Source organism: Nocardioides sp. ChNu-153 (assembly GCF_030466625.1).
In the GTDB taxonomy this organism is placed as follows: domain Bacteria; phylum Actinomycetota; class Actinomycetes; order Propionibacteriales; family Nocardioidaceae; genus Nocardioides.
In genome coordinates this window covers 139,551-162,036 of sequence record NZ_JADEVT010000008.1, presented here as the reverse complement: position 1 = coordinate 162,036, position 22,486 = coordinate 139,551, and the positions used below count along the sequence as shown (strand labels likewise).

Below are 22,486 nucleotides of genomic sequence, written 5' to 3'. Positions count from 1 at the left end.
GGGAGGCGCGGCGCCCGCGGGTCCGGGGGTCCCGGTCACGCCGCGCGCCGCCAGCGCGGCGGCGGTCGCGGCGACGAGGGGGGCGGTCGGGGGGTCGCTCGGCGCGTCGCCGGTCGCACCGCTCGGCGGGTCGGCGGGGGCGTCGGCCGAGCTGGCGGCCGGGCTGGCGGGCACGTCGGGGTAGAGGTCCGGGGCGTCGTCGTCGGTGGGGGCGGGCGCCGGCGACGCCGGCTCCTCCTCGCCGCGGAAGAGGCCGATGAGGGCGCGCTGGAAGTCGTGGCCGGTGGGGGTCGACTCGCTGCCGTCGTCGGGCGGTGTGGTGGACATACCTCGTCTCCGGGCCGGCGCGCGGTGGCCGGTCTCCTCGGTGGAACGCGCGGGGACGGGCCAGGTTACGCCGACGGCGCCTCCCTGCCGACCCCTGCGGACCGGTGGGGAGGCGCCGTCGTGGCGCTCGGGACCGGGGACCCGGCCCCGGGCCTCAGCCCGCGTCGCCGCCCAGCGCGGTGATGGCCTCGTGGATCGAGAGCACCCGCTCGGCCGACTCCACGTGGAGGTTCTCGACCATCTTGCCGTTGTAGGTCACGACGCCGGAGCCCTTCCCGGCCTCCCAGGCCTCGAGCACGCCGCGGGCGTCCTCGACGGCCCTCGCGCTGGGCGCGAAGGTCTCGTTGGCGCCCGCGACCTGGCCGGGGTGGATGAGGGTCTTGCCGTCGAAGCCCATCTGGGCGCCCTGGGTGCACTCGGCGAGGAACCCGTCGGTGTCCTTCACGTCGTTGTAGACGCCGTCGAGGATCGCGACGCCCGCCGCGCGCGCCGCCAGCACCGACCACGACAGGGACGTCAGGAGCGGCGCACGGCCCGGGACGTGCTCGGCGTACAGCTCCTTGACCAGGTCGTTCGTGCCCATGACGAGCACCGCGAGGCGCTCGTCGGCGGCCGCGAGCTCGCGCACGCCGAAGATGGCCTCGGGCGTCTCGACCATCGCCCACAGGCGGGTGTGGTCGGGGGCGCCGGCCTTCTCCAGCGCGGCGACGAGCTGCTTGACCTCCTCGGCGCTGTTGACCTTCGGCACCACGACGCCCGCGGGCCCGGCCTGGGCGGCGGCGACCATGTCGTCGTCGTGCCACTGGGTGCCGAGGCCGTTGACGCGGATGGTGACGGTACGGCGGCCGTACTCGCCGCTGCCGACCGCGGCGGCCGCCGCCTCGCGGGCCGCGGGCTTGGCGTCGGGGGCCACCGCGTCCTCGAGGTCGAGGATGAGCCCGTCGCAGGCGATGCTCTTGGCCTTCTCCAGCGCGCGCTCGTTCGAGCTCGGCATGTAGAGCACCGAGCGGAGCGGCGTGAACTGCGGGGTGGTCTCGCTCATGGCTCAGGCCTCCTGACCGGTCGGGGCGTCGATCGCGTCGTACTGCTGCTTCAGCTCGGGGTCGATGGCGGCCAGCTGCTCGGCCAGCTCGACGAGCACGAGGCACTGCTTGAGGGAGGCGTCGTCCTCCATCTTGCCGTCGAGCATGACCGCGCCGGTGCCGTCACCCATCGCGGCGACGACGCGGCGGGCGTGGGCGATGTCCTCCACGCTCGGGCTGAAGACGCGGTTGGCGATGGCGATCTGCTTGGGGTGCAGGCTCCACGTGCCGACGCAGCCGAGCAGGAACGCGTTGCGGAACTGGTCCTCGCACGCCACGACGTCGGCGATGTCGCCGAACGGGCCGTAGTAGGGGTAGATGCCGTGCATCGCGCACGCGTCGACCATCCGCGCGATCGTGTAGTGCCACAGGTCCTGCTGGTACGTCGTGCGCTGGGCGTCGACCTGCGCCGCGCCGTCCTCGCCGCGCGGCGGGTCCTGGCGCACGAGGTAGCCGGGATGGCCGCCACCGACGCGCGTGGTCTTCATGCGGCGGTCGGCCGCCAGGTCGGCGGGGCCCAGCGACAGGCCCTGCATGCGCGGGCTCGCGCCGCAGATCTCCTCGACGTTCGCGACGCCGCGGGCCGTCTCGAGGATCGCGTGCACGAGGATCGGGCGCTCGAGCCCGGCCTTGGCCTCGAGCTGGGCGAGCAGGCGGTCGACGTACTGGATGTCCTCGGCGCCCTGCACCTTCGGCACCATGATGACGTCCAGCTTGTGCCCGATCGCCGGCACGAGCGTCAGCAGGTCGTCGAGCACCCACGGGCTGTCAAGAGCGTTGATGCGCGTCCACAGCTGGGTGGACGCGCCGGGCCCGCCGAGGCCCTTGGTCTCCTGGCCGATCCGCACGAGACCCTCACGGGCGGCGACCTTGCTGTCCGCCTTGATGGCGTCCTCGAGGTTGCCGAGGAGCACGTCGACCTTCCCGACCATGTCGGGCACCTTGGCCGCCATCTTGGGGTTGCCCGGGTCGAAGAAGTGGATGGCCCGGCTCGGCCGGGCCGGGATCTCACGGACCGGGGCCGGGGCGCCGACCGCGAGCGGGGCGAAGAAGTCCTTGGCGCTGCGCATGGAACGGGAACGTAGCAGCGACTACCGGGCGGTAGGAGCGGGGGCGTGGCCGTCGTCACGTCGGGGTGGTGCGCGCGGGCCGGGGGACAGCGGGTGGCGGCGGAAGAGTGCGCAGGTTCAGTCGTCGGGCCCTCCGGGGACTGAATCTGCGCACTCAGCCGGCGGCCGCCGCGGCCTCGTCGTGGACTCGCGATGCTCGATGCGCTCGTCGAGCGTGAACCGGGCCGGCCCCCAGGGAGGGTCCGCCTCCCACCGTCGAGGCGCCGTGGACGCCAAGGCCCGAGACCGAGCGGCGGTCAGGCGGCGGTCGAGCCCCGGGTCGTCGAGGTCCCCGGCGACGACGACGAGCACCGCGAGCCCGGCTGCCTCGAACCGCTCGCGCCGGTGGGTGTCGGCGCGGTGCCGGGCCCGCGAGCGGTGGGCGGCTCCGTCGTACTCGATCGCGAGGCCCGCCTCGACGTCGAGGAGGTCGGGCACCCCGACGAAGGCGCCGGCGTCGTCGTGGACGCGGGCGTTGCACAGCGGCCGGGGGTGGCCCGCTGCCACCCACCGGGACCGCAGCCGGGACTCGGGTGGGGACAGCACTCGCTCGTCACAGAGGTCGAGCAGGTCGCCGAGGCGGCGCCTCCCGGTCACGCCCAGGGCGGACCGGGACCCCGGCGCAGCCGGTGCACGGAGGTCAGGTGCGCTGCGAACGCCATGTCGACGGCGACGACGCGCTCGACCGGGTCGGGGAGGTGGCGCAGCTCGTCGACGAGCGCCCGTTCAGGCCGTGTGCAGCGGACACCGGCGACGACGGCGACGTCGCCCGCAGGGAGGGCCGCCCGGCTGGGACGTCGACCGGACGTGGCACGCAGCTGCCGGGTGGGGTCGACGACCTCCACCGGGCGGCCCGGGGCCGGGTCGTCCCCGAAGTAGAGGGCACCGTGCAGCCGCAGCGCTGCCCAGCCCGTGAGGGCGGCCGAGCCCGTGGTGACCGCGCCGGCGACCGTGGCCACCTCGAGGATCCGCTGCTCGACGGTCGGGTCGGCCGATCGCGGCACGAACCAGCCGCCACCGAGGGCGCGCCACGCCGGCCCGTACGCCACCGATCGGGGAACACGGTCCGCGGGGGGCTTCCGTGCCTGACCGTCCGATCGCCACGACCGCTGCGGCTGCGTCCACACGACGGGGCCCTCGCGGCGTGCGGTCCACCCGATCTCGTCCACCGCCGTGCCCTGCCCGCGCTGGGCCGGGCCCACGCACCCGCGCCCCGGGCTGTGGACGACGCGGGTTCACGCAGAGTGCGCAGGTTCAGTCGGCGAGGGGCCAGACGGCTGAACCTGCGCACTCACCGCTCCTACCGCGACCCCCTCAGCCGGTACGGCGGAACCAGCGGCGCCGCTGCTGCTCGCGCCGGTCCGCCTGGACGGCGGCGGCGCGCTCGGCGGCGGCCGCTCGGCGGGCGGCGAGGCGCTCGCGCCAGGCGGCGACCTCGGCCTCGACGTCGCGCCGCTGCGTCAGCACCGGCGGTCCGCCGGGGTTGCCGTAGAGCGCCCGGCGCACCCGGTCGTTGAAGTCGACGAGCTCGCGGCGCACCTCCTTCTCGGTGACGAACCGGTCGAGGCGGGCCTCGAGCTCGGCGTCCTCCTTGCGCAGCGCCAGCGCCGGCGGCAGCACGCCGGTGATCTGCTCGCGCTCGACGAGCCGCTTCACCCACCAGTCCGGGTCGTGCTCGACGCCGAGGTCGGCGATCGGCTTGCCGTAGCCCGGCAGGTCGTCGAAGTCGCCCCGGTCGCGGGCGCGTTGCAGCTGCAGCTCCACCCACTGCGTCTGGTGGCGGATCCGCTCGGCGGCCGCACTCCGGCCGGTGCGCTCGTCGCGCTCGTCCTCGCGGAAGCGGTCGCCCGGGCCGGGACGCGTGGTCGCGTCGGGCCGCTCGGTCGGATCGGGTTCGTCGGGCACGGTCATCACCCCCGCCGACCAGCGTACGAACCACCCGGAGGAGTGAGGCGCCCTCCGGGCCACGCGGGGGACGGGTCCGGAGGGCGCTGCGGCGGCCGGCGCTCGGGGGTGCGGGGCCGCCGTACCCATGGTGGGGGCTCTACCTGCGCGGGGCCTGTGCCGCGACCGTGGTGTGCGTCACGGCCGACGCGGTCGACGCGGTCGGCGCTCCCGCGCGGGGTACGGCGAGCAGGGCCAGCGCCGCGAGCAGCGCGCTCCCCGAGCACAGGCCCCAGACCGTGAGGTAGCCCGACAGGGGCGCCGCGCCCACGCCCGGCTCGTCCAGCGAGCCCGTCGCGGTCAGGGCGATCGCGAAGACGGCCGAGGCGATGGCCCCGCCGACGGTCTTCGTCGCGTTCGTCATGCCGGTCGCGAACCCCGTGCGGTCGGGCGGCGCCGCGGCGGCGGCCGCCGCGGGCAGGGCGGCGACGAGCAGGCCCGAGCCGAGCCCGGCGATGCCGAGGTTGGTGAGCATCTCGGTCACCGAGCCGTGCAGCGGCAGGAACAGCCCGTAGCCCAGCGCCACCAGCAGCAGCCCGCCGACCATCGCACCGCGCGGGCCGAGCACCCGCGTGGCGAGGGGCAGGAGGAGCGCGCCGACGAGCATCGTCACGACGTACACCCCGACGAAGGTCGACACCGTCGCCGCGTCCACCCCGAGGCCGTAGCCGACCTCCTCGGGGTCGGCGCGCGCGAAGGTCGACAGCGGGATCTGCGCGCCGAGCACGCTCATGCCGAACAGGAACGCGGTCAGCTGCACCGGCCACTGGCCGGGCGTCGCCAGCAGCCGCACGTCCACCAGCGGCTCCGGGGTGGCCGCCTCGACGCGCACCAGGAGCCACAGGAACGCGGCACCCGCGAGCAGCAGCAGCCACGGCCAGGGCGAGCCCACGCCCTCGAGGCGCACCACGACGAGACCGGCCATCACCAGGCCGAGCACGACGGTGAGCAGGCCCAGCCCGCGGAAGTCGTAGCCGCCGGTCGCGACGCCCGGGTCGCGCTCGATGCCGAACCAGATGACGACGAAGCAGAGCGTCACGGCGACGGCGGGCAGGGCCAGGAGCACCGGCATCGACGTGGCCTCGACCAGCGCACCGCTCGTCAGCGCGCCCACGATGACGCCCGCCTCGAGCGCCGCCACGAGCACCGCGGCGGCGCGCCGGGTCAGCCGGTCCTGCTCGCGCGTCGCGGAGGTGCGCCGGTGGATGATCGCGACCTCGACGGGCAGCCACACGACGTACGCGCCCTGCAGCGCCCAGCCCACCAGGAACGTCCAGAAACTCGGCGAGAACGCCAGCATCCACGAGCCCAGCGCCGTGACGGCCGTCGAGACGAGCAGCACGTTGCGGTGGCCCCACAGGTCGCCGAGCCGCGCCAGCAGCGGCACCGCGAGAGCGGAGACCATCAGCTGCGCGGCCTCGAACCAGTTGACGTCGCCCTCGGGGATCCCGAGGTGGTCGGCGATGTCGGAGAAGATCGGCGTGTAGTAGCCCTGCAGCACCCCGCTGGCCAGCTCGACGGCGACGAGGAAGCCGACGATCGCCCACAGCCCGGGCACGAGGGGCGAGCCGCCGGGCGGGGAGCCGACCGGCGCCCCCGGGCGCGCGGCGCTCACGCGGGCAGCCCGCGCAGGAGGGCGGCGTACCAGTCGACGCCCCGCAACAGCCCCTCGACGGTGAGGCGCTCGTCGTAGGAGTGGATGGCCTCGCGCTGCGCCTTGCTCATCGGGAACGGCGCGAAGCGGTAGACGCGCTCGCAGATCGCGGTGAAGTGGCGGGAGTCGGTGGCCGCCATCATCACGTACGGCGTGGGCACGGCCTCGGGGAACACCTCCGCCGTCGTCGTCTCGAGGAGGGCGAAGGCCGGGTCGTCCTCGTACGGCGACACCGGGCTCGGCTCGCCCGGCTCCAGCACGCTCACCTCGGCGTGGTCGCCCACGACGCGGCGCAGGTGCTCGTGCACGCTCGCCACGGTGTCGCCGACGAGGATGCGGGCGTTGACGACGGCCGTGGCGGTCGACGCGATCACGTTGGGCGCGGGCGAGCCGGACAGCATCGTCGTGGCCAGCGTCGTGCGCGTCAGCGCGGCGGCCTCGGGGCCGGCGGCGGCGAGGACGCGGGTGAGCAGGGGCGTCAGCCGCCCGCCCGCCGCGGCGAGCGCGACCCGCAGGGGCGCCGGTGCGTGCGGGGCCAGGCGGCGGAACAGCTCGATCGCCGGGGCGGGCAGGCGTGCCGGCATCGGCGCCCGGTCGATGGCCAGCACGGCCCGGGCGACGCGGGCGGTCGGCCCGTTGCGCGCCGGCGTGGAGGAGTGCCCGCCCCGGCCGGTGGCGCGCACCTCGAACAGGGTCGTGCCCTTCTCGCTCACCCCGACGACGGCCATCGGCGTCGTGACGCCGGGGAACGCGCCGCCCGCCACCGCCCCGCCCTCGTCGAGCACGAACCAGGGTGCGACGCCGGCGTCGCGCAGGTGGTCGACGGCGGCCTGGGCCGTCGTGCCCGAGACCTCCTCGTCGCTGCCGAACGACAGCCAGACGTCGCGGGCCGGCGTGAAGCCCTCGGCCAGCAGCCGCTCGACCGCGGCGCAGACGCCGACGACGCTGCCCTTGTCGTCCAGCGTGCCGCGGCCCCAGACCGCCCGGCCCTCCGGGGAGTCGGCGACCACGGCGTCGAACGCCGGGTGGGTCCACGGCGCCTCGCCGTCGACGGGGACCACGTCGAGGTGGGCCATCAGCACGACGGCCGGGCCCCCGCCGGTGCCCCGCCAGCGGAACAGCAGCGCGTCACTGCCCACCCGCACGAGCTCGAGGTGCTCGTGGAGCAGCGGGAAGTGCGTCGCCAGCTCGTCGTGCAGCCGCGCGAACACGCCCGGCTCGACGGTGTCGGGGGCGCGCCGCGAGACCGTGGGGACGCGCACGAGCGCGCGCAGCGCCGCGACCGCCGGGTCGTCCTCGGGTCGTGCGGATGGTGCTGGTCCTGCGTGCGCCTGCTGCGCGTCCTGCGTCATGGTGCCCTCCCTGCGCGGCACCGTAGCGCCCGCACGGGCCACGCGGGCGGGTTCGCCCGGACCGGCGGGGGCCGGGCGGGCGGGGCGTCAGGTCGTGCGCGCCAGGTCGACGCGCAGCAGCCGCACGACGCCCGCACCGAGCAGCACGACGGCGACCACCCCGACGTACGCCGCGCTGACGCCGGCGCCCCACGGCACCACCCCGCTGCCGGTGCCGACGACCTCCAGCGCGTTCGCGAACGGCCCGAACCGCGCCAGGTGCTCCCCGTGCGGCAGCACGGCGGGCACGAGCGGCTCGACGAACGCGGGCCACGCGACGACGAGGCCGAGGGTCACGCCCGCGTGGCGGGTGAGGGCCGCGACGCCCAGCGCCATGAGCGAGAACGCGAGGACGACGTAGGTGGTGCGGGCCGCGACGCCGATCGCGGCGGCCGACAGCGGCTCGACACGGGCGGCGGCGGGCCCCGCGACGACGTCGAAGACCACCCCCGAGGCCAGCGTCGCGACGAACGTCGTCGGCACCACGACGAGCACGACCAGCGCGATCTTCGCGAGGACGACGGGCAGCCGCCGCGGGGTCACGAGGAACGCGGTGCTCAGCGTGTTCGTGCGCACCTCGGCGAGCAGCAGCACGGCGGCCAGCACCGTCAGCACGGTGAGGCCGGCCCCCGGCACGCCGTCGCCGAGCACCCCGATCGTCGCCACCGTCTCGTCGGGCAGCGCGAGCGTGTTCCGGCACTCGTTGCCGGGCGTCGCGCAGAAGCTCTCCCGCGAGCCCATCGCCGCGCCGAGCAGCGCGGCCAGGACGGGCGGGAGCGCCAGGGCGAGGCCGACGCCGCGGGTCAGCAGCCGGGTCGAGGTCGCCTTCAGGAGCTCGGCCGCGAGGTGGTCGCGCAGCACGCGGCCCGGGCTCGGCGCCGGTCGCGGGGTCCAGGTCGCCGTCATCGCTCGCTCCCGGCGCTCGTGGGGGTGGGTGGGTGGACGGCGGGGGTGCCGGGCAGCGTGGCGCCGCGGACGAGGTCGGCGTACGCCGCGCCCAACCCACCGCCCCGCTCCTCGATGCCCCGCACGGGTACGCCGGCGCCCGCCAGCGCCGTCGCGACCGCGTCGAGCCCGGCGCCCGGCAGCAGCCAGCTGCCGTCGGGCCCCACCTCGGGGCGCAGCCCGGCGATGCGCAGGGCGCGCCGGGCGGCCTCCTCGTCGCGCACGGGGTCGAGGAGGCGGACGGCGACGGCGGTCGTCGTGCCGGCCACCAGCTCGGCGACGGGTCCGTCGAAGAGCGCGCGTCCGCGGCCGAGCACGAGCACGCGGTCGACGAGGGGCTCGAGCTCGGCGAGCTGGTGGGAGGAGAGGACGACGGTGCCGCCGGCCGCGACACGCGCGGCGGCCAGCTCCGCCAGCCAGCGGGTGGCCGCGTGGTCGAGCCCGTTGAACGGCTCGTCGAGGACGAGCACGGGCGGGTCGCCCAGCAGCGCGCCCGCGAGGCCGAGCCGCTGGCGCATGCCGAGCGAGTAGCGCTCGACCGCCTCGCCCGCGGCGTCGGCGAGGCCGACGGTGTCGAGCACCTCCTCGACGCGCGCCCGGGGCAGGCCCGCGGCGCGGGCCATCCACCGCAGGTGGTCGCGCCCGGAGCGGCGGGGGTGGAACCAGCCGCAGTCGAGCAGCGCACCGACGACCTCGGCGGGCCGCGCGACGCGGGCGAGCGGGCGGCCGCCGACCAGCGCGGCGCCGGCGGTGGGCCGCTCGAGCCCGAGGAGCACGCGCAGCAGCGTCGTCTTGCCCGAGCCGTTCGGGCCCAGCAGCCCCAGCAGCGTCCCCGGCGCGACGGTGGCGTCGACGCCGTCGAGCGCGACACGGCCGGGGTAGTGCTGCGCGACGCCCCGCAGCTCCAGGACGGGTGCCGGGCCGGGTGCCGGGCCGGGGGAGCTCACGCCACGTCCCTCCCCGACGACGCCTCCGCGCCGCAGGCGTCGAGCACCTCGGCGAGGTCGGCGACCGCCGCGGCGGCGCCGTGCTCGACGGCGACGGCACCCACGTTGACGACGACCTCGTCCACGCCGAGGCGGCGGTGCTCCGCGACGACCTCGGCGACGTCGGCCGGCGAGCCGTAGGTGAAGAGCCCGTGGCCGACGGCGGCGCGCAGGTCGCGCGCGGGGTGTCCCTCGATCGGCACGCCGGCGGAGCGCAGCATCGCCTGGTAGTGCGGCAGCCCGAGGTGGGTGCTGCACGCGATCGCCGCCAGGCGGGGAGCCACGCGGCCGGGGCGGGCGACCGCCGCCTGCACCACCGACACGAGCCGCGGGCGCCGGCGGCCGGCCTCCGCGGCCCCCTGCTCGAGGCCGGGGAGCACGGTGTCGGCGAGGTACGCCGTCGGCGCCAGCCACGTCACCGCGAAGTCCGCCACCTGCCCCGCCAGCCGGGCCATCCGCGGGCGCAGCACGCCGAGCCCGACCTCGACCGGCGGGCTCGCCAGCGGGTACGGCGCCATCCCCGTCGCTGCGGCGTCGCTGTCGAGCAGCGCCCGCACCTCGCGGGCGTAGTCGCGCACCCAGCTGCCCGGACGCTCGAGCGGGGCGCCGCGCAGGGCGGCGGCGGCGCTCGCCGTACCGATGCCGTAGGCGACGGAGAACGGCCGCTCGCTCAGCGCCGCCACGCCCCGGGCCCGCAGCGCGGCGTCGAACGGGGTGCGCAGCGGTGCGACCGCGACGGCCAGCCCGGCCCGCACGTGGTGGCCGCGCCCGGCGAGCGCCGTGAGCGCGTCGTGGGAGTCGAGCTGGAACGACTGGCCGAGCCAGAGGCGCACGTCGCGCTCCTCCGCCAGCGTCGCGGCCTGCGCCAGCGGGCCGAGCCCGTCGAGCTGGGCGCCGAGCATCACCGAGACGTGGTCCATCACCGGCTCCCCTCGCGGGTCGCGACCGGACGCGCCGGGCGCGGCTCGTCGACGACCGGGTACGGCGCGACCTGCAGCGCCGCGGGCACCCACGGCCGCTCGCCGCGCCGGGCGAGCTCGAGCAGCAGCGCGGTGTCGGCGATGCCCGCCCAGCCGTGGAAGTAGCCCAGCACCGCCGTCTTGGCCCGGTCGCCGGTGAAGAACCCGTGCTCAGCGGCGTGGTGGGCGCTCGAGCGCCAGCACGCGTCGGCCAGGTCGAGGGCCCAGGAGGCGTCGAGCCGCTGCGCCACGTGGAGGAGCACCTGCACGACCCCCGCCGCGCCGTGGCAGACGCTGAGGTCGACCGGCCCGGCGGAGGCGACCAGCGGGGCCGCGGCGCGCTCGGCGAGGTGGCGCAGGCGGGTGACGTCCTGGTGCTCGTCGACCGTCTCGGCCAGCACGAGCGCGAGGGCGGCGGCGCCGCTGCACCAGCCGCGGGCGGAGCGCGGCGGGTCGACCGCGGCGACGGCGAGCACGCCGTCGACCGCTCGCCGCAGCTCCCGCTCGTCGCCGAGGCGGCGCGCCATCGCGGCGCGCGCCCACAGCACGCCGAGCGTGCCGTGGGCCAGGTCGTGCTCCGCACGGTCGGGTACGCCGTGCCGCGCCGTCGCGGCCAGCGCCCGCTCCAGCGTGGCGAGCGGCATCGCCGGGTCGCCGGCGAGCACGAGTCCGGCACCGGGGAGCCCACGGGTCAGGTCGTCCGCCGCGAGGCGCTCGGCGTCCAGTCCGCCGCGGCCGTCGAGGCCCAGCGCGGCCTCGACGAGGGGCAGCACGCCCGCGGCGCCCGGGGCGGTCAGCTGCGCGCCGTACGCCAACGAGGCCCGCCCCGAGATCACCGAGAGCGGCAGCTGCTCGAGCGACTCGCGGTAGCGGCGCACCAGCGCGGCCTGGCCGCGGCGCACCTCCCCGAGCTCGTCGGTCGTGTCCAGGGAGCCCTCCGTCCGCGCCGCGCGCTCCAGGAACACCCCGATGCCGCCGGCGTCGTGCAGCGCGACGGCCGAGCCGATGTCGTAGGTGGGCAGCGAGTCGGCGTGCAGGCCCGTCACCCAGCCGCGCTGGGCGCCGTCGACGCCCGGCGTGCGGACGGCGGTGCGGCGCAGCAGCGCGCGCACCGGCCGCCAGTCGATGCCGCCCGCCGCGCCCGGTCCGGACACCAGGGGCGCCACGTCGACCGGCAGCGTGTCGCGGGGGGCGCCAGCGGTGTCGGCCCCCTCGGTCTCGGCGGCCCGGGCGCGCAGGCGGCGCATCTCCGACATCCCGTCCTCGACGAGGAGGCGCTCGAAGAGCAGGTCGTCCTCGCTCATGTCCCGCAGCCCGAGCCACGCCCAGTCGGCGGGCGTGTGGTCGGTGAAGGGCACGGAGCGTGCGTCCTCGCCCAGCAGCCGGTAGTCGTCGCTGTCGACGGTGAAGTAGGGGATGTCGCCCTCCGCCAGGGAGGCGCGCTCGACCTCGGCGATGAAGCGCGCGACGTGGGGCAGCTTGAGGCCCAGCGGCGGCTGGAGGCGGGCGAGGAACCGGTCGAGCTCGGCGGGGTCGCGCAGCAGGTCGGGGTGGGTGGCGGCGTTGAGCAGGCGCGCGTAGGTGCCGGTGGGCCGCACGATCTGGCGCAGCGTGAACGGCCGCGCGGTGAGGTGGCCGAGGATCTCCCGGCGGTGCGCGACCACGCTGCGGTAGCCGGCGGTGAACCCGTCCTGCAGCGCCGCGTAGTGGTCGAGCACGCTGCTGACCCGGCCGTCCGCGAAGGCGAGCACGTGCTGACGGCGCAGGAACGTGTAGGTGCGCCGCGCGATGTCGACCCCGTCGGTGCCGCCGTCCTCGACGACGAACTCGGTGCGCGACGACTCCTGGTCGTAGGGGATGCCGACGCCGCCGAGCACGACGGAGTAGGGCCCCGTCGGCATGCGCTGCGGGAACATCAGGGTCCCTGCGACCGAGCGCCGCACCCGGTCGCCGAGACCGTCGGCCACGTCGAGCGAGCCGGTGGAGCGCTCCGCGTGCAGCACCGTCTCGAGGTCCACGAGGACGGGCCGGTCGCGCACGGCCATCACGTTCTCCTCGTGCAGGTCGGTGGCGCCGATGGGGCCGAGCAGCGCGGCGAGCGCCCCGAAGCGCCAGTAGTAGGTGTCGGCGTCGCGGTGGTCGGCCGCCGGGGCGGGTACGACGTGCTCCTGCCACCCGTGCGTGCCGCGGTCGAGCGCCGCCGGGACGCAGGCGGTGAGGTCGTGGGGCAGGTCGCGGGAGATCAGGCGCAGGCACGCGCGCAGCGCCGCGTCGCCCGCCAGGGTCCGCGGCTTGTAGACGAGCCGCGCCCCGGAGGCGAACGTCAGGCCCATCACCATCCGGCCGCCGCGGTGGGGGTCGGAGTCGAGGTGGGCGAGCCGCACGAGCGGGCCGGCGTCGGCCGGGAGCATGCCGGCGGCGACGAGCGCGTCGCGGTCGGCCACCAGCCGGTCGGCCGCCTCGGCCACCGCGCGGCCCGTGTTCGCCGCGACCCGGTCGAGCAGCGTGGCGAGCGCCGGGTAGCGCTCGAACCAGCCCGCGACCTCGGCCGCGTCGAAGCCGGCGGTCCAGGCCTGCATGGCGCGGGTCGAGGCAGGGTCCGCGGGCCAGCCGCGGGCCTCGCGGAAGGCGTGGAACTCGACCACCGTCACGCGGCTGACCAGGCTGGCGACCCGGGCCAGCAGCAGGGCGCGGGCCGCGTCGTGCACCACCGCGTCCGGTACGCCGGCCCGCTCGCCCCGCGGGCCGGTGCCGTCGGTGCCGTCGGTGGAGGAGGACGCGGCGAGCTCGCGGTGCAGCACCGGGGCGAGGACGTCGACGACGGTCTCGGTGATCGTGTCCATGGCGGGTGCCTCCTCAGCTGAGGAACATGCGCGCGTACGCGCCGTCCCGGGCGGTCAGGTCCAGGTGGGTGCCGACCTCGGTGACCCGACCGTCCTCGAGCAGGACGATCTGGTCGGCGTCGACGACGGTGGAGAGCCGGTGGGCGATGACGACCTGCGTGCAGCTCATCTCCGCGATGGCCTCGTGCACCAGGCGCTGGTTCTCGTTGTCGAGCGCGGAGGTCGCCTCGTCGAGCACGAGGATGCGGGGGCGGCGCAGGAGTGCCTTGGCGATCGCGACCCGCTGGCGCTGGCCGCCGGAGAAGTTCGTGCCCATCTCCGAGACCACCGTGTGGTAGCCCATCGGGAGGCCGTCGACGAAGCCCATGAAGGGCAGCGCGCGGCAGGCCGCGATGGCGTCCTCCTCGGTCAGGTCGGTGCCGAGCACCAGGTTCTCCGCGACCGTCTTGTTGTGGAGGTAGCCCTCCTGCGGGATGTAGCCCACCTGGCTGCGCAGGGCCGCCAGGGAGAGCTCCTCGCGGGGCACCCCGCCGTACCGGACCCCGCCGGAGGTGGGGGCGTAGAGGCTGCAGAGGATCTTGCCCAGCGTGGTCTTGCCCGACCCCGACTCGCCGACGAGGGCGACCTTGGCGCCCGGGGCGATCTCCAGCGAGACGTCGGTGAGGACGTCGGGGGAGTGGTCGGTGTAGCGGTAGCCGATGCCGTCGAGGGTGATGCCGGCGTGGGGCAGCCGCTCGCGGGTGCCGGGGTCGGCCTCGGGGGCGTAGTCGTAGATGTCCTCGGAGCGCTCGAGGTAGCGCGAGGCGACGGTGATCTCCATCAGCCCCTGGTAGACCGCGAGGCCCAGGCCGAAGACGAGGGCGGCGACGCCCTGCACCGAGACGGCCTCGCCGAGCGTGATGGTGCCGGCCTGCACCCACGAGAGGCTGATGAGCATGACGGTCAGGGGGCCGAGCGCCTGGATGGTGGCGACGGTCGAGCCGATCCAGCCCTGCTGCACCCGCATGCGGCGGCGCATCGCGGCCAGCATGGAGCGGTAGCTGTCGCGCCACTCGTCGAGGAACGTCTCGGTGTAGCCGCCGATCTTGAGGTTGGCGACGGAGACGGTGGCGTCGAGCTGGATGCTCTGCACCTTGCCGGCGTGGTGGACCTCGTCGTCCGTCGCGCTGCGCACCAGCTTCTGGCTGGCGGCCAGCAGCACGACCACGACGAGGTAGCAGCCGAGCACGACGGCGCCGAGCTGCGGGGAGACCCAGAAGACGTAGCCGACCAGGACGATCGAGGTCAGGAGGTCGATCGCGCCCTGCATGAGGCGGGTCGCGATGATGTCGCGCACCTGGTTGAGGCTGTTCAGGCGGTACATCAGCTCGCCCGGCGGGCGGACCATGAAGTAGCGCAGCGGCAGCCGCAGCAGGTGGGAGAACGCCCGCTCGAGCAGCTGCCAGGACACGCGGCAGACGAGCGCGGTCGCGGCGTACGTGCGGACCACCTGCACGAGCGCGAACCCGACGGCGAGGATCGCGACGGTGCCGAGCGCGGCGCCCAGGCCGGAGCCGGGCTGCACGATCTCGTCGACGAGCTCCTTGGTGAGCACCGGGATGGCGAAGGTGAAGCCGAACGCCACGACGCTCATCAGCCCGAGCAGCGCGAACCCGCCGGCGGAGGCCTCGGGCCACAGCGGCTTGTCGCGCCACGCGGCGGCGAACGGCCGCCGCTCGGGGGTGAAGGCCGGGCCGGGCGCGAAGGTCAGCACGAACTCGGAGAAGTCGCGCTCCAGCTCGTCGCGGGGCACCCGCACGCGGCCGACCATCGGGTCCATCAGCACGGCGCCGCGGCGGTCGACCGACTCGACGACGACGAAGTGGTAGCCCTTCCAGTGCGCGATGAAGGGGCCCTCGAGGGCGTTCAGCCCGTCGACGTGCCGCACCCGCAGCATCGAGCACTCCATGCCCTGGCTCTCCAGCACCGCCTTGATCTGGCGCATGCCGAGGCCGTCGCGGCCCGGCTCGAGCACCTCCCGCAGCCGGGTCATCGACAGCTCGCGGCCGTGGTGGGCGAGCGCCGAGCGGGCGACCGCGAGGCCGCACTCGGTCTGCGTCACCTGCAGCGTGGTGGGGACGCGGTGCCGCAGCCGTGGCAGCGCCAGGCCGGCGGCGCTCACGCCGTCGCCCCGGTGATGCCGCGCGCGAAGGCCAGCGGGGAGGCGAGCACGCCCGGCTCCACCCGGTCGAGCAGGTGCCACAGCACGCCGGCGCGACCGGTCATCAGCCCCGGGCTCTGGTTGTAGCGGATGAGCGGGTCGGCCAGGCGCCGCTCGACGAGGTCGGCGCCCAGGCAGGTGTCGAGGTCGGCGCGGAGCCGGTCGGCCTCCGCGGCGGCCGGGGTGCCGGGCGCGGCGGCGCCGACGAGGCCGAGCGCGTCGCGCAGCCCCAGCGCGCCGTGGCACAGCGTGAGGGAGGTGGCGACCCTGCTCGCCCGGATCCCGGCGAGCGGGGCCTCGAGCACGCCGGCGGGCAGGGCGCCGACGCGCACCGCCTCGCCGAGCGCGACGAGCGTGCCCGCCGAGCCGTTGCACCAGCTGTCCGTGTGGTTCTCGACGCCGGCGCGGTTGGTGCGCAGGGGGTACGCCGCGTCCTGCCCCGCGGTGCGGAACCCGCTCAGCAGCTCGTCGTGGCAGCGCACCGCCAGGTCCCGGGCCGGCTCGTGGCCGGTCGCGGCCAGCGCGCGGGCCGCCAGCAGCAGCAGGCCGGAGACGCCGTGGGCGAGACCCGAGGCGGCGAGCCGGCCCGGCAGGTCGGTGCCGAGCGCGTGCAGCACGGCCTCGGCGACCTGGTCGGGCGCGCGGCCGCCCGGTCCCTCGGGGCCGGTGACGGCGTCGTCGCCGAGCACGAGCCAGCGGCCCACACCGCCGGCGACGACGTCGAACCAGCCGTCGTGCACGTCACCGGTGGGCACGAGCGCGTGGGCCGTGCGGGCGGCGTCGAGCAGCGCCGGGTCGTCCAGCAGGCGGCCGGCCTGCCAGATGCCCCAGGTCGCACCGGCGAAGCCGTTGTAGGCGCCCTGCCCGGCTGCCGCGAGGCTGCGGGACTCGTAGGAGTTGGCCGCCAGGATGCGCGCCACCGGGTCGAACACGTGGCGGGCGGCGGCGACGAACCGCTCCTCGCCGAGCACGACGCCCGCAGCGGCCAGCGTCGTGGCCGGCCCCGTGCGCCCCGTGTAGAGGTCGTAGCCCAGCACGCCGGGGGGCCAGGGGCGCTCGGAGTCCGACGACGCGACCGGTCCGACCCACGTGTGGGGCAGGTGCGGGTAGCGGTCCTCGACCTGCTCGTCCGCGATCTCGTGGGCGAGGCGGGCGGCGAGGTCGCGCAGGGCGCCGCGGTCCGTCGTACGACGGGCGGCCGGGGCAGCCGACGCGAAGACGGCGGCGGCGTCGTACATGCCGTGCGGGTCGGGCAGCTTGGCGCTCAGGGCGATGCGGATGAGCTGCAGCTGCTCGGCCAGGTCGCGCTCGCCGAGCCGGTCGAGCTTGCGCTGCTGCTGGGCCAGCGGGCTGGCCACGAGGTCGGCGACGGGCGTGGGGTCGTGGGCCGCGGTCAGGTGGCTCTGGTCGGCGCGCACGAGGAGGTAGGGCACGTCGGTGTCCCACATCTGGGTGCACTCCGAGGCGACGAGGCGGTGGTCGGCCCCGCGGCTCGCGATGGCGATGCGCTTGAGCAGGCTGGCCGCCAGGCGCGGGTCGGCGCCGGTCGCGGCGCCGGTGAGGGTGCGCAGGCACTGCTCGTACTGCACCGTCGCGTTGTGCACGTAGCGCAGGCGGGCGGTGCCGAAGAGCTCGACGACGAGCGCCCGGAACTCCTCGCGGTGGGCGAGCACCTGCTCGTAGGCGCGGGCGAACCCGTCCGTCATCGCGGTGATGGCGTCGATGGTGCGGCGCTGCGCGTCGCGGGGCAGCTCCTCGCGGCGCTGCGGCTCGGGGGCACGGCGCCCGTCCCAGTGCACGCGCACCTCGGCGCGGAACGGGTGCTCGACCGCGAAGCGGCGGAACGGGCCGGAGCCGCGCGCCTCGCCGCCGCCGAGGAACCCGACGTCGACGTAGCCGTCGCGGTCGGCGCGGGCCATCACCATCGGCAGCACGCCCATGGCGAAGACCGAGGTGTCCATCTTCCGGTACGCCGAGAGGTCGGTCTCGACGAGGCCGCGGGCCTTGTGGCGCTGCGGGTGCAGGAGGGTCTCGAGGTCGACGGGCACCGGTCCGCGTGCGGTGGCCAGGATGTTCTCGAAGTGCATGTCGCGGGCGTTGAGCGCGTAGAGCACCGCCGCGAGCTCGCCGATCGCGTCGAGGTCGGGCTCGGCGCCCGGGGTGGCCTCGACGAACTCGACGTACCCGTAGCCGTCGCGGGCCAGCACGGACGCGGCCTGCAGGTCGGTGCCGACCAGCGCGTTCCAGCGGCGGGCGAGGTCGGCGTACGCGGCCTCGGCGTCGACGGGGCGGGGCTTGTAGACCACCCGGACGCCGCCCTCGAGGGTGACCACGGAGACCGACCGGCCGCCGGCGTGCGTGTCGCCCGCCAGGCTGAGGCCCGCGATGCGGGCGGGGGCGACGCCGAGGTGGCGGTGCACGTCGTCGGCGTCGGCCACGACGCGGCGCACCGTCTCGGCGACGGCCGCCATGCGGCGCTCGAGGCGGGTGCCGACGCGCGACCAGGTCACCGGGTGGGCGAGGGCGAGCGGGCGGAGGCGGTAGGCGAGCTGCTCGGCGCAGAAGCGGCGGTAGGCCTCGGCCGAGTCGACGCCCTCGCGGGGCACCAGGAGGTCGGCCAGCGGCCGGACCGCCAGGTCGAAGAAGTCGCGGACGAGCACGAGCTCGACCTGCGCGCGGAAGGCGGCGGGGTCGGCGAGGTGCAGGTCGAGGTCGGGGTCCCACAGCGCGGCGTAGACGTGTGCGGAGACGGCCTCGCTGATGCGGGCGAACGTGTAGGTCTCGGCACCCTCGCCGAAGGAGTCGAGGGGCAGGCGCCGGGGCGGCAGCGCGTCGAGGACGTGCTCGTCGCGCAGGTCCAGCCGCAGGTCCGCCAGCGGCTCGATGATCTCGTCGACCTCGCTCGAGGTCAGCTCGGGGTAGAACGTGGCAGACATGGCGGCCCTCTCGGCGTCGGCTGGTGGGTGGGGCGGTCGCGGCGGCTGGTGCCGGCGGCTCACGGGCGGGCGAGGTGCCTCAGCACTCGTCCGTGCAGGACGTGGTGGGGCAGCTGTTCGTCGACACGTAGGCCGAGATCACGCTGATCACGACGGTCGGCGTGCCGCCGCCCTGCGCGTCGCCCTCGGTCAGCTCGACGAGCTCCTCGTCGGTGTAGCGGCCGAGCTCCAGGTTCTTCTTCATCGTGGCTGTTCCTTCCGTGCTGGGAGTGCTGGATGTGGTGGACGGGTGGTGCCGGTGGTGCGGTCCTGCTGGTGGTGGAGCGGGTGGTGCGGGCCGCTCAGGGGCACCAGGCCATGCACTCCTGCGAGAGGGTGCACCAGTCGCCGGTGTTGCCGTAGGCGTCGCTGAGGGAGAACGTGTTCGTCGTGCAGGCGCCGAACACCTCGTTGTCGAACGACTGCTCGTCGATCTCCTCGATCCAGTCGATGCTCTTCATGAGGTTTCCCCTTCCGAGGGATGTGTGGGTGATGGATCCACGCGTCTCCGGGCGATCGGCTGGATGAGGTCCTGCTCTTGCTCGCTGCTTCCGGATGCCTTGTGGTGAGCACCAACCTGCCAACCCGTGGGGGGACGCACATCGGCCGCGCGGGCGAGGTGTCGCGGGGGATTTCTGGGCCCTGCGGGGGGTGGACACGGGCCCTGTCTCCGCCGCGCGGGGGAGGCCGGGTCGCCCCGTCTCCGCCGCTCAGTCCTCGAGCAGCCAGGCTCGCTCGACGAGGGCCCGCACGGGGGCCGCGTCGTCGTCCCCGCCGGGCGGGGGAGCGGGCTCGCCGGCGCGGTGCCCGACGCGGAGCGCGACCGCCCGCCGCAGGGCGGACTCGTCGAGCCGGGCGTCGGGCGGCAGGCCGCGGTAGCCGGTGGTGAACGCGGCCGCCAGGCGCTGCAGGGTGCCCGCCGGGTGGCCCGCGGCCTCGACGTACCACTGCAGCCGCGCGAGGTCGCCGACCACGCCGCCGACGTCCGCGGCCGGGTCACCCAGGGGGTGGGCGGTGACGCGCACGAGCACGACACCGGAGGGCTGCGCGTGCAGCCGGTCGAGGCCGAGGGGGCCCTGCAGTGCGGTGCCGCCGGCGGCGAGGGCGTCCGCCCAGTGCTCCAGCGAGACCCGGTACGGCGCGGGCAGCGCCGCGGGCCGCGTCCAGGTGGGGCTCTCGGGCGCGGGGGGTGCCGGCGAGGTGGCGTCGGCGACCGCGTCGTGGCGGCCGCGCAGCCAGGCGCCCACGGCCCAGAGCGTCCGCAGCCAGCGGCGTACCGCCGCCGGCGCCCGCCCCGGGTCGGCCGCCACGGCAGGGCCCGCCGCGACCAGCTCGTCCTCGAGGGACGGGGTCGTCGCGGGTCCGGTCGTGGCGCGGACCTGGATGCGGGTCGGGTGCACGATGTCGGCCGCTGGCGGCCGCTCCCCTCTGGGTCGGCGGGCCCGGCGACCGGGTGGGCCGACGGTGGTGGCCCTCGAACCTAGGCAGGGGGAGGCGGGCGGCGCATCGGCCGCGCGACGGAGATCCGGGCCGGCGGCCGCTCTGGGGCCGGTGGCCGCTCAGTCCGGGCCGGCGGCCATGAACCCCGACTCGAAGGCGAAGACGACGAGCTGCACGCGGTTCACCAGCTGCAGCTTGGCCAGGCACGCCGACACGTGGGTCTTGACCGTCGCAGGCCCCACGAAGAGCTCCGCGGCGATCTCGCTGTTGGAGCGGCCGTGCGCGACGTGGCGCAGCACCTCGCGCTCGCGCTCGGTCAGCTGGTCGAGCGCCGCCTGGTTGGCGGGGGAGATGGCGACCTGGTCGGTGCTCGAGCGCTCCAGCCCGCGCGTGATGACCGGGCGGGTGACCTCGGGGGCCAGGAGGCTGTGGCCGGCGGCGGTGGCCAGCACCGCGTCGGTGAGGTGGGCGGGGTCCGTGTTCTTCAGCAGGAAGCCGACGGCGCCGGCCTGGAGGCAGGCGAGCACGCGCTCCTCGTCGCCGAAGGTGGTCAGCATCAGCACCTTGGCGTCGCTCGTGGCGGCGATGCGCCGGGTGGCCTCGATGCCGTTGAGGCGGGGCATCTCGATGTCCATCAGCACGATGTCGGGCGCCAGCTCGGCGACGGCGGCGACGGCCGCCTCGCCGTCCGCGGCCTCACCGACCACGGTGAGCCGCTGGTCGACGCTGAAGAGCAGCGCGAACCCGGCGCGCACGAGCTTCTGGTCGTCCACCAGCAGCACCCGCACGGGCCCGGTGGATGTCGTCGGTGTGTCGCTCATGCGTGTGCCGTGGCGTCGTCCCACCGCAGGTGTGCCGCCACCACGAACCCCCCTTCGTCGCTCGGTCCGACCTCCAGGTCGCCGCCGTGCAGCAGCACCCGCTCGCGCATCCCCACCACGCCCATCTGCGACCCCGAGGTCGGCTCGCTGCGCGCCGGGCCCGGGTCGCTCACCCGCAGGTCGAGGCGACCGGCACCCGGCCCGGCACCGCCGTCGACCGCCAGGTCCACCCGCGCGCACCGGGCCCGCGAGTGCCGGGCCACGTTGGTGAGCGCCTCCTGCACGACCCGGTACGCCGCCAGCGCCGCCGCGGGCGGGACGGTCCGCACGTCGCCGGCGGGGGCGTAGTCGACGTCGAGGCCGAGGGTCTGGTACGTCGCGAGCAGGTCGGGCAGGGCCGTCAGGTCGCCGCGCACGACCTCCTCCTCCGCCGCGTTCTGCACGCGGAGGGTGTTGAGGAGCAGGCGCAGGTCGCTCGTCGCGCCCCGGGAGATCTCCTCGACCGTCAGCATCGCGTCGGCGGCCTGGTCGGGGGAGGAGCGCAGGACGGCGCGGGCCGCCGCGGTCTGGATGCCGATGAGCGCGACGTGGTGCCCGATGACGTCGTGCAGCTCGCGCGCGATGCGCAGCCGCTCCTCGGTGACGGAGCGCTGGCGCAGCCGGTCGGCCTGCTCGGCGATCGTGACGCCCCGGTCGCGGGCCTGGGCCTCGCGCCGGGCGGACCACCACGCGGCCGTGCCCCCGAGGGACGAGGCGAGGAAGAAGGTGAGGGCGGAGATGCCGGCCTGGGCCATCGCGGCCACGGGCGGCGAGATGGACCCGACCTCCGGCAGCGTGCGCAGCAGGTCGAGCACGTCGTGCAGCAGCACCTCGGAGAGGACCCAGAAGACGGTCGCGAGCGCCATGACGACGGTCATCACCAGCGCTCCGGTGCGGTGCGCCGACCAGGCGACGGCGCTGAAGAGGGTGAAGAAGTAGTAGACCTGCAGCGCGAACACGGCCGACACCTCGGGCACCGCCACCGCGGTGGCGACGTAGTGGCAGATCGCCAGGGTCAGCACGAAGAGCGGCGCGACGCGGCGCAGCGCCAGCGTGAGCACCGGCAGCACGATCCAGAGGTAGGTGCCGAGCAGGCCCAGCGCCGAGTCGTCCAGCGTGCCGAGGCTGCGCGTCGTCTCGACCGACAGCATCGCGCCGACGGCCAGGGCGAGCGCCAGCACCGGGTCGACCGTCAGCGCGTTGCGGACGTCCACCGGTCGCGTCCACCCCTGGTCGACGCCGTACAGGCGTTGCAGTGCCCGCAGCACCCCGGTCCCCCTCCCCGTCGGTCCCGGCCCCCGTCGGGTGGGCCGGCGGACTCCCTTCCCCGCCCCGGGGGGTCGAAAACAGTCTCGTCGTACCCGTCCTCGCAGGTCCGCGCCTCCCCCGCGCGGGGGAGATCCCGGCGCCGGCGGATCCCCCCGGCGACCGATGCCCGCGGGGGCGCCGCGCCCCTACCGTCGAGGGACGAGCTCGGGCCGTCACCGGGACGGTCCGCACCACCGGAGGGACGAACGATGACCAGCGCGCTGCAGCAGACCCCGACCGCCCGTCCGTCCGAGGACGTCGTCCGCGACCCGCTGGAGGACGTCGTCGGCAGCATCGAGGACGAGCTGTTCGAGCAGGCCGTCGGCGAGCAGCTCGCGAGCCTCGGCACGATGCCGAGCATCTCGACGGTGCACTGCCTCACCTCGAAGCACGACACGGTCCTGCTGCCCCGGCTCTGAGGCCGCGGGCGCGGGGGGACCGCGGACGACCGCAGCACAGATCG

The 22,486-nt window shown here is 75.9% G+C and carries 19 protein-coding genes and 1 pseudogene; 1 reads left to right on the top strand and 19 read right to left on the bottom strand.

Annotated elements, in window-relative coordinates:
- The 19 genes and pseudogenes from INN71_RS12170 to INN71_RS12080 form a co-directional block, all read right to left on the bottom strand.
- Positions 1–327: pseudogene (locus INN71_RS12170) on the bottom strand (hypothetical protein); the annotation flags it as partial.
- A 154-nt stretch (positions 328–481) separates the two neighbouring features.
- Positions 482–1,369, bottom strand: a complete 888-nt coding sequence (locus tag INN71_RS12165) for a CoA ester lyase (RefSeq protein WP_301800562.1) — start codon at positions 1,367–1,369, stop codon at positions 482–484.
- Between the two features lie 3 nt (positions 1,370–1,372).
- The gene (locus tag INN71_RS12160) at positions 1,373–2,479 is read right to left on the bottom strand and encodes a CoA ester lyase (RefSeq protein WP_301800561.1); all 1,107 of its coding nucleotides are present in this window, start codon (positions 2,477–2,479) and stop codon (positions 1,373–1,375) included.
- 117 nt (positions 2,480–2,596) lie between these two features.
- On the bottom strand, positions 2,597–3,025 hold the full coding sequence (locus INN71_RS12155; protein WP_301800560.1) for a hypothetical protein: 429 nt from the start codon (positions 3,023–3,025) through the stop codon (positions 2,597–2,599).
- Positions 3,026–3,111: 86 nt separating this feature from the next.
- A complete protein-coding gene (locus INN71_RS12150) occupies positions 3,112–3,522 on the bottom strand; it encodes a hypothetical protein (protein WP_301800559.1) in 411 nt (136 codons plus the stop codon).
- A 310-nt stretch (positions 3,523–3,832) separates the two neighbouring features.
- The gene (locus INN71_RS12145) at positions 3,833–4,423 is read right to left on the bottom strand and encodes a DUF1992 domain-containing protein (protein WP_277500646.1); all 591 of its coding nucleotides are present in this window, start codon (positions 4,421–4,423) and stop codon (positions 3,833–3,835) included.
- A 139-nt stretch (positions 4,424–4,562) separates the two neighbouring features.
- The gene (locus tag INN71_RS12140) at positions 4,563–6,077 is read right to left on the bottom strand and encodes an MFS transporter (protein WP_301800558.1); all 1,515 of its coding nucleotides are present in this window, start codon (positions 6,075–6,077) and stop codon (positions 4,563–4,565) included.
- Positions 6,074–7,468, bottom strand: a complete 1,395-nt coding sequence (locus INN71_RS12135) for a M20/M25/M40 family metallo-hydrolase (RefSeq protein ID WP_301800557.1) — start codon at positions 7,466–7,468, stop codon at positions 6,074–6,076. The genes INN71_RS12140 and INN71_RS12135 overlap by 4 nt, the downstream gene beginning before the upstream one ends.
- Before the next feature lie 87 nt (positions 7,469–7,555).
- Positions 7,556–8,413, bottom strand: coding sequence for a hypothetical protein (locus INN71_RS12130; RefSeq protein ID WP_301800554.1), 858 nt, complete (start codon positions 8,411–8,413; stop codon positions 7,556–7,558).
- A complete protein-coding gene (locus INN71_RS12125; protein WP_301800552.1) occupies positions 8,410–9,399 on the bottom strand; it encodes an ABC transporter ATP-binding protein in 990 nt (329 codons plus the stop codon). Before INN71_RS12125 ends, INN71_RS12130 begins: the two co-directional genes overlap by 4 nt.
- Entirely contained in the window at positions 9,396–10,358 is a 963-nt protein-coding gene (locus tag INN71_RS12120) for an LLM class flavin-dependent oxidoreductase (RefSeq protein WP_301800550.1), read from the bottom strand. The genes INN71_RS12125 and INN71_RS12120 overlap by 4 nt, the downstream gene beginning before the upstream one ends.
- A complete protein-coding gene (locus INN71_RS12115) occupies positions 10,358–13,240 on the bottom strand; it encodes a DUF4135 domain-containing protein (protein ID WP_301800549.1) in 2,883 nt (960 codons plus the stop codon). The genes INN71_RS12120 and INN71_RS12115 overlap by 1 nt, the downstream gene beginning before the upstream one ends.
- Before the next feature lie 13 nt (positions 13,241–13,253).
- Complete coding sequence (locus INN71_RS12110; RefSeq protein ID WP_301800548.1) at positions 13,254–15,401, bottom strand: peptidase domain-containing ABC transporter; 2,148 nt, start codon at positions 15,399–15,401, stop codon at positions 13,254–13,256.
- Complete coding sequence (lanM, locus tag INN71_RS12105; protein ID WP_301800547.1) at positions 15,398–18,376, bottom strand: type 2 lanthipeptide synthetase LanM; 2,979 nt, start codon at positions 18,374–18,376, stop codon at positions 15,398–15,400. Before lanM ends, INN71_RS12110 begins: the two co-directional genes overlap by 4 nt.
- A 79-nt stretch (positions 18,377–18,455) precedes the next feature.
- The gene (locus tag INN71_RS12100; protein ID WP_277500638.1) at positions 18,456–18,620 is read right to left on the bottom strand and encodes a class II lanthipeptide, LchA2/BrtA2 family; all 165 of its coding nucleotides are present in this window, start codon (positions 18,618–18,620) and stop codon (positions 18,456–18,458) included.
- 97 nt (positions 18,621–18,717) lie between these two features.
- Complete coding sequence (locus tag INN71_RS12095; protein WP_301800545.1) at positions 18,718–18,876, bottom strand: plantaricin C family lantibiotic; 159 nt, start codon at positions 18,874–18,876, stop codon at positions 18,718–18,720.
- Positions 18,877–19,125: 249 nt separating this feature from the next.
- Positions 19,126–19,815 carry a hypothetical protein gene (locus tag INN71_RS12090; RefSeq protein WP_301800543.1) on the bottom strand — a complete coding sequence of 230 codons (690 nt, stop codon included), beginning with the start codon at positions 19,813–19,815 and terminating at the stop codon, positions 19,126–19,128.
- A 159-nt stretch (positions 19,816–19,974) separates the two neighbouring features.
- Positions 19,975–20,676 carry a response regulator transcription factor gene (locus INN71_RS12085; RefSeq protein WP_301800541.1) on the bottom strand — a complete coding sequence of 234 codons (702 nt, stop codon included), beginning with the start codon at positions 20,674–20,676 and terminating at the stop codon, positions 19,975–19,977.
- Positions 20,673–21,983 carry a sensor histidine kinase gene (locus INN71_RS12080; RefSeq protein WP_277500634.1) on the bottom strand — a complete coding sequence of 437 codons (1,311 nt, stop codon included), beginning with the start codon at positions 21,981–21,983 and terminating at the stop codon, positions 20,673–20,675. Before INN71_RS12080 ends, INN71_RS12085 begins: the two co-directional genes overlap by 4 nt.
- 249 nt (positions 21,984–22,232) lie before the next feature.
- On the opposite strand from INN71_RS12080, the gene INN71_RS12075 reads away from it, so the two are divergent.
- On the top strand, positions 22,233–22,442 hold the full coding sequence (locus INN71_RS12075; RefSeq protein WP_301800539.1) for a hypothetical protein: 210 nt from the start codon (positions 22,233–22,235) through the stop codon (positions 22,440–22,442).
- The last annotated feature ends 44 nt before the right edge of the window (positions 22,443–22,486 follow it).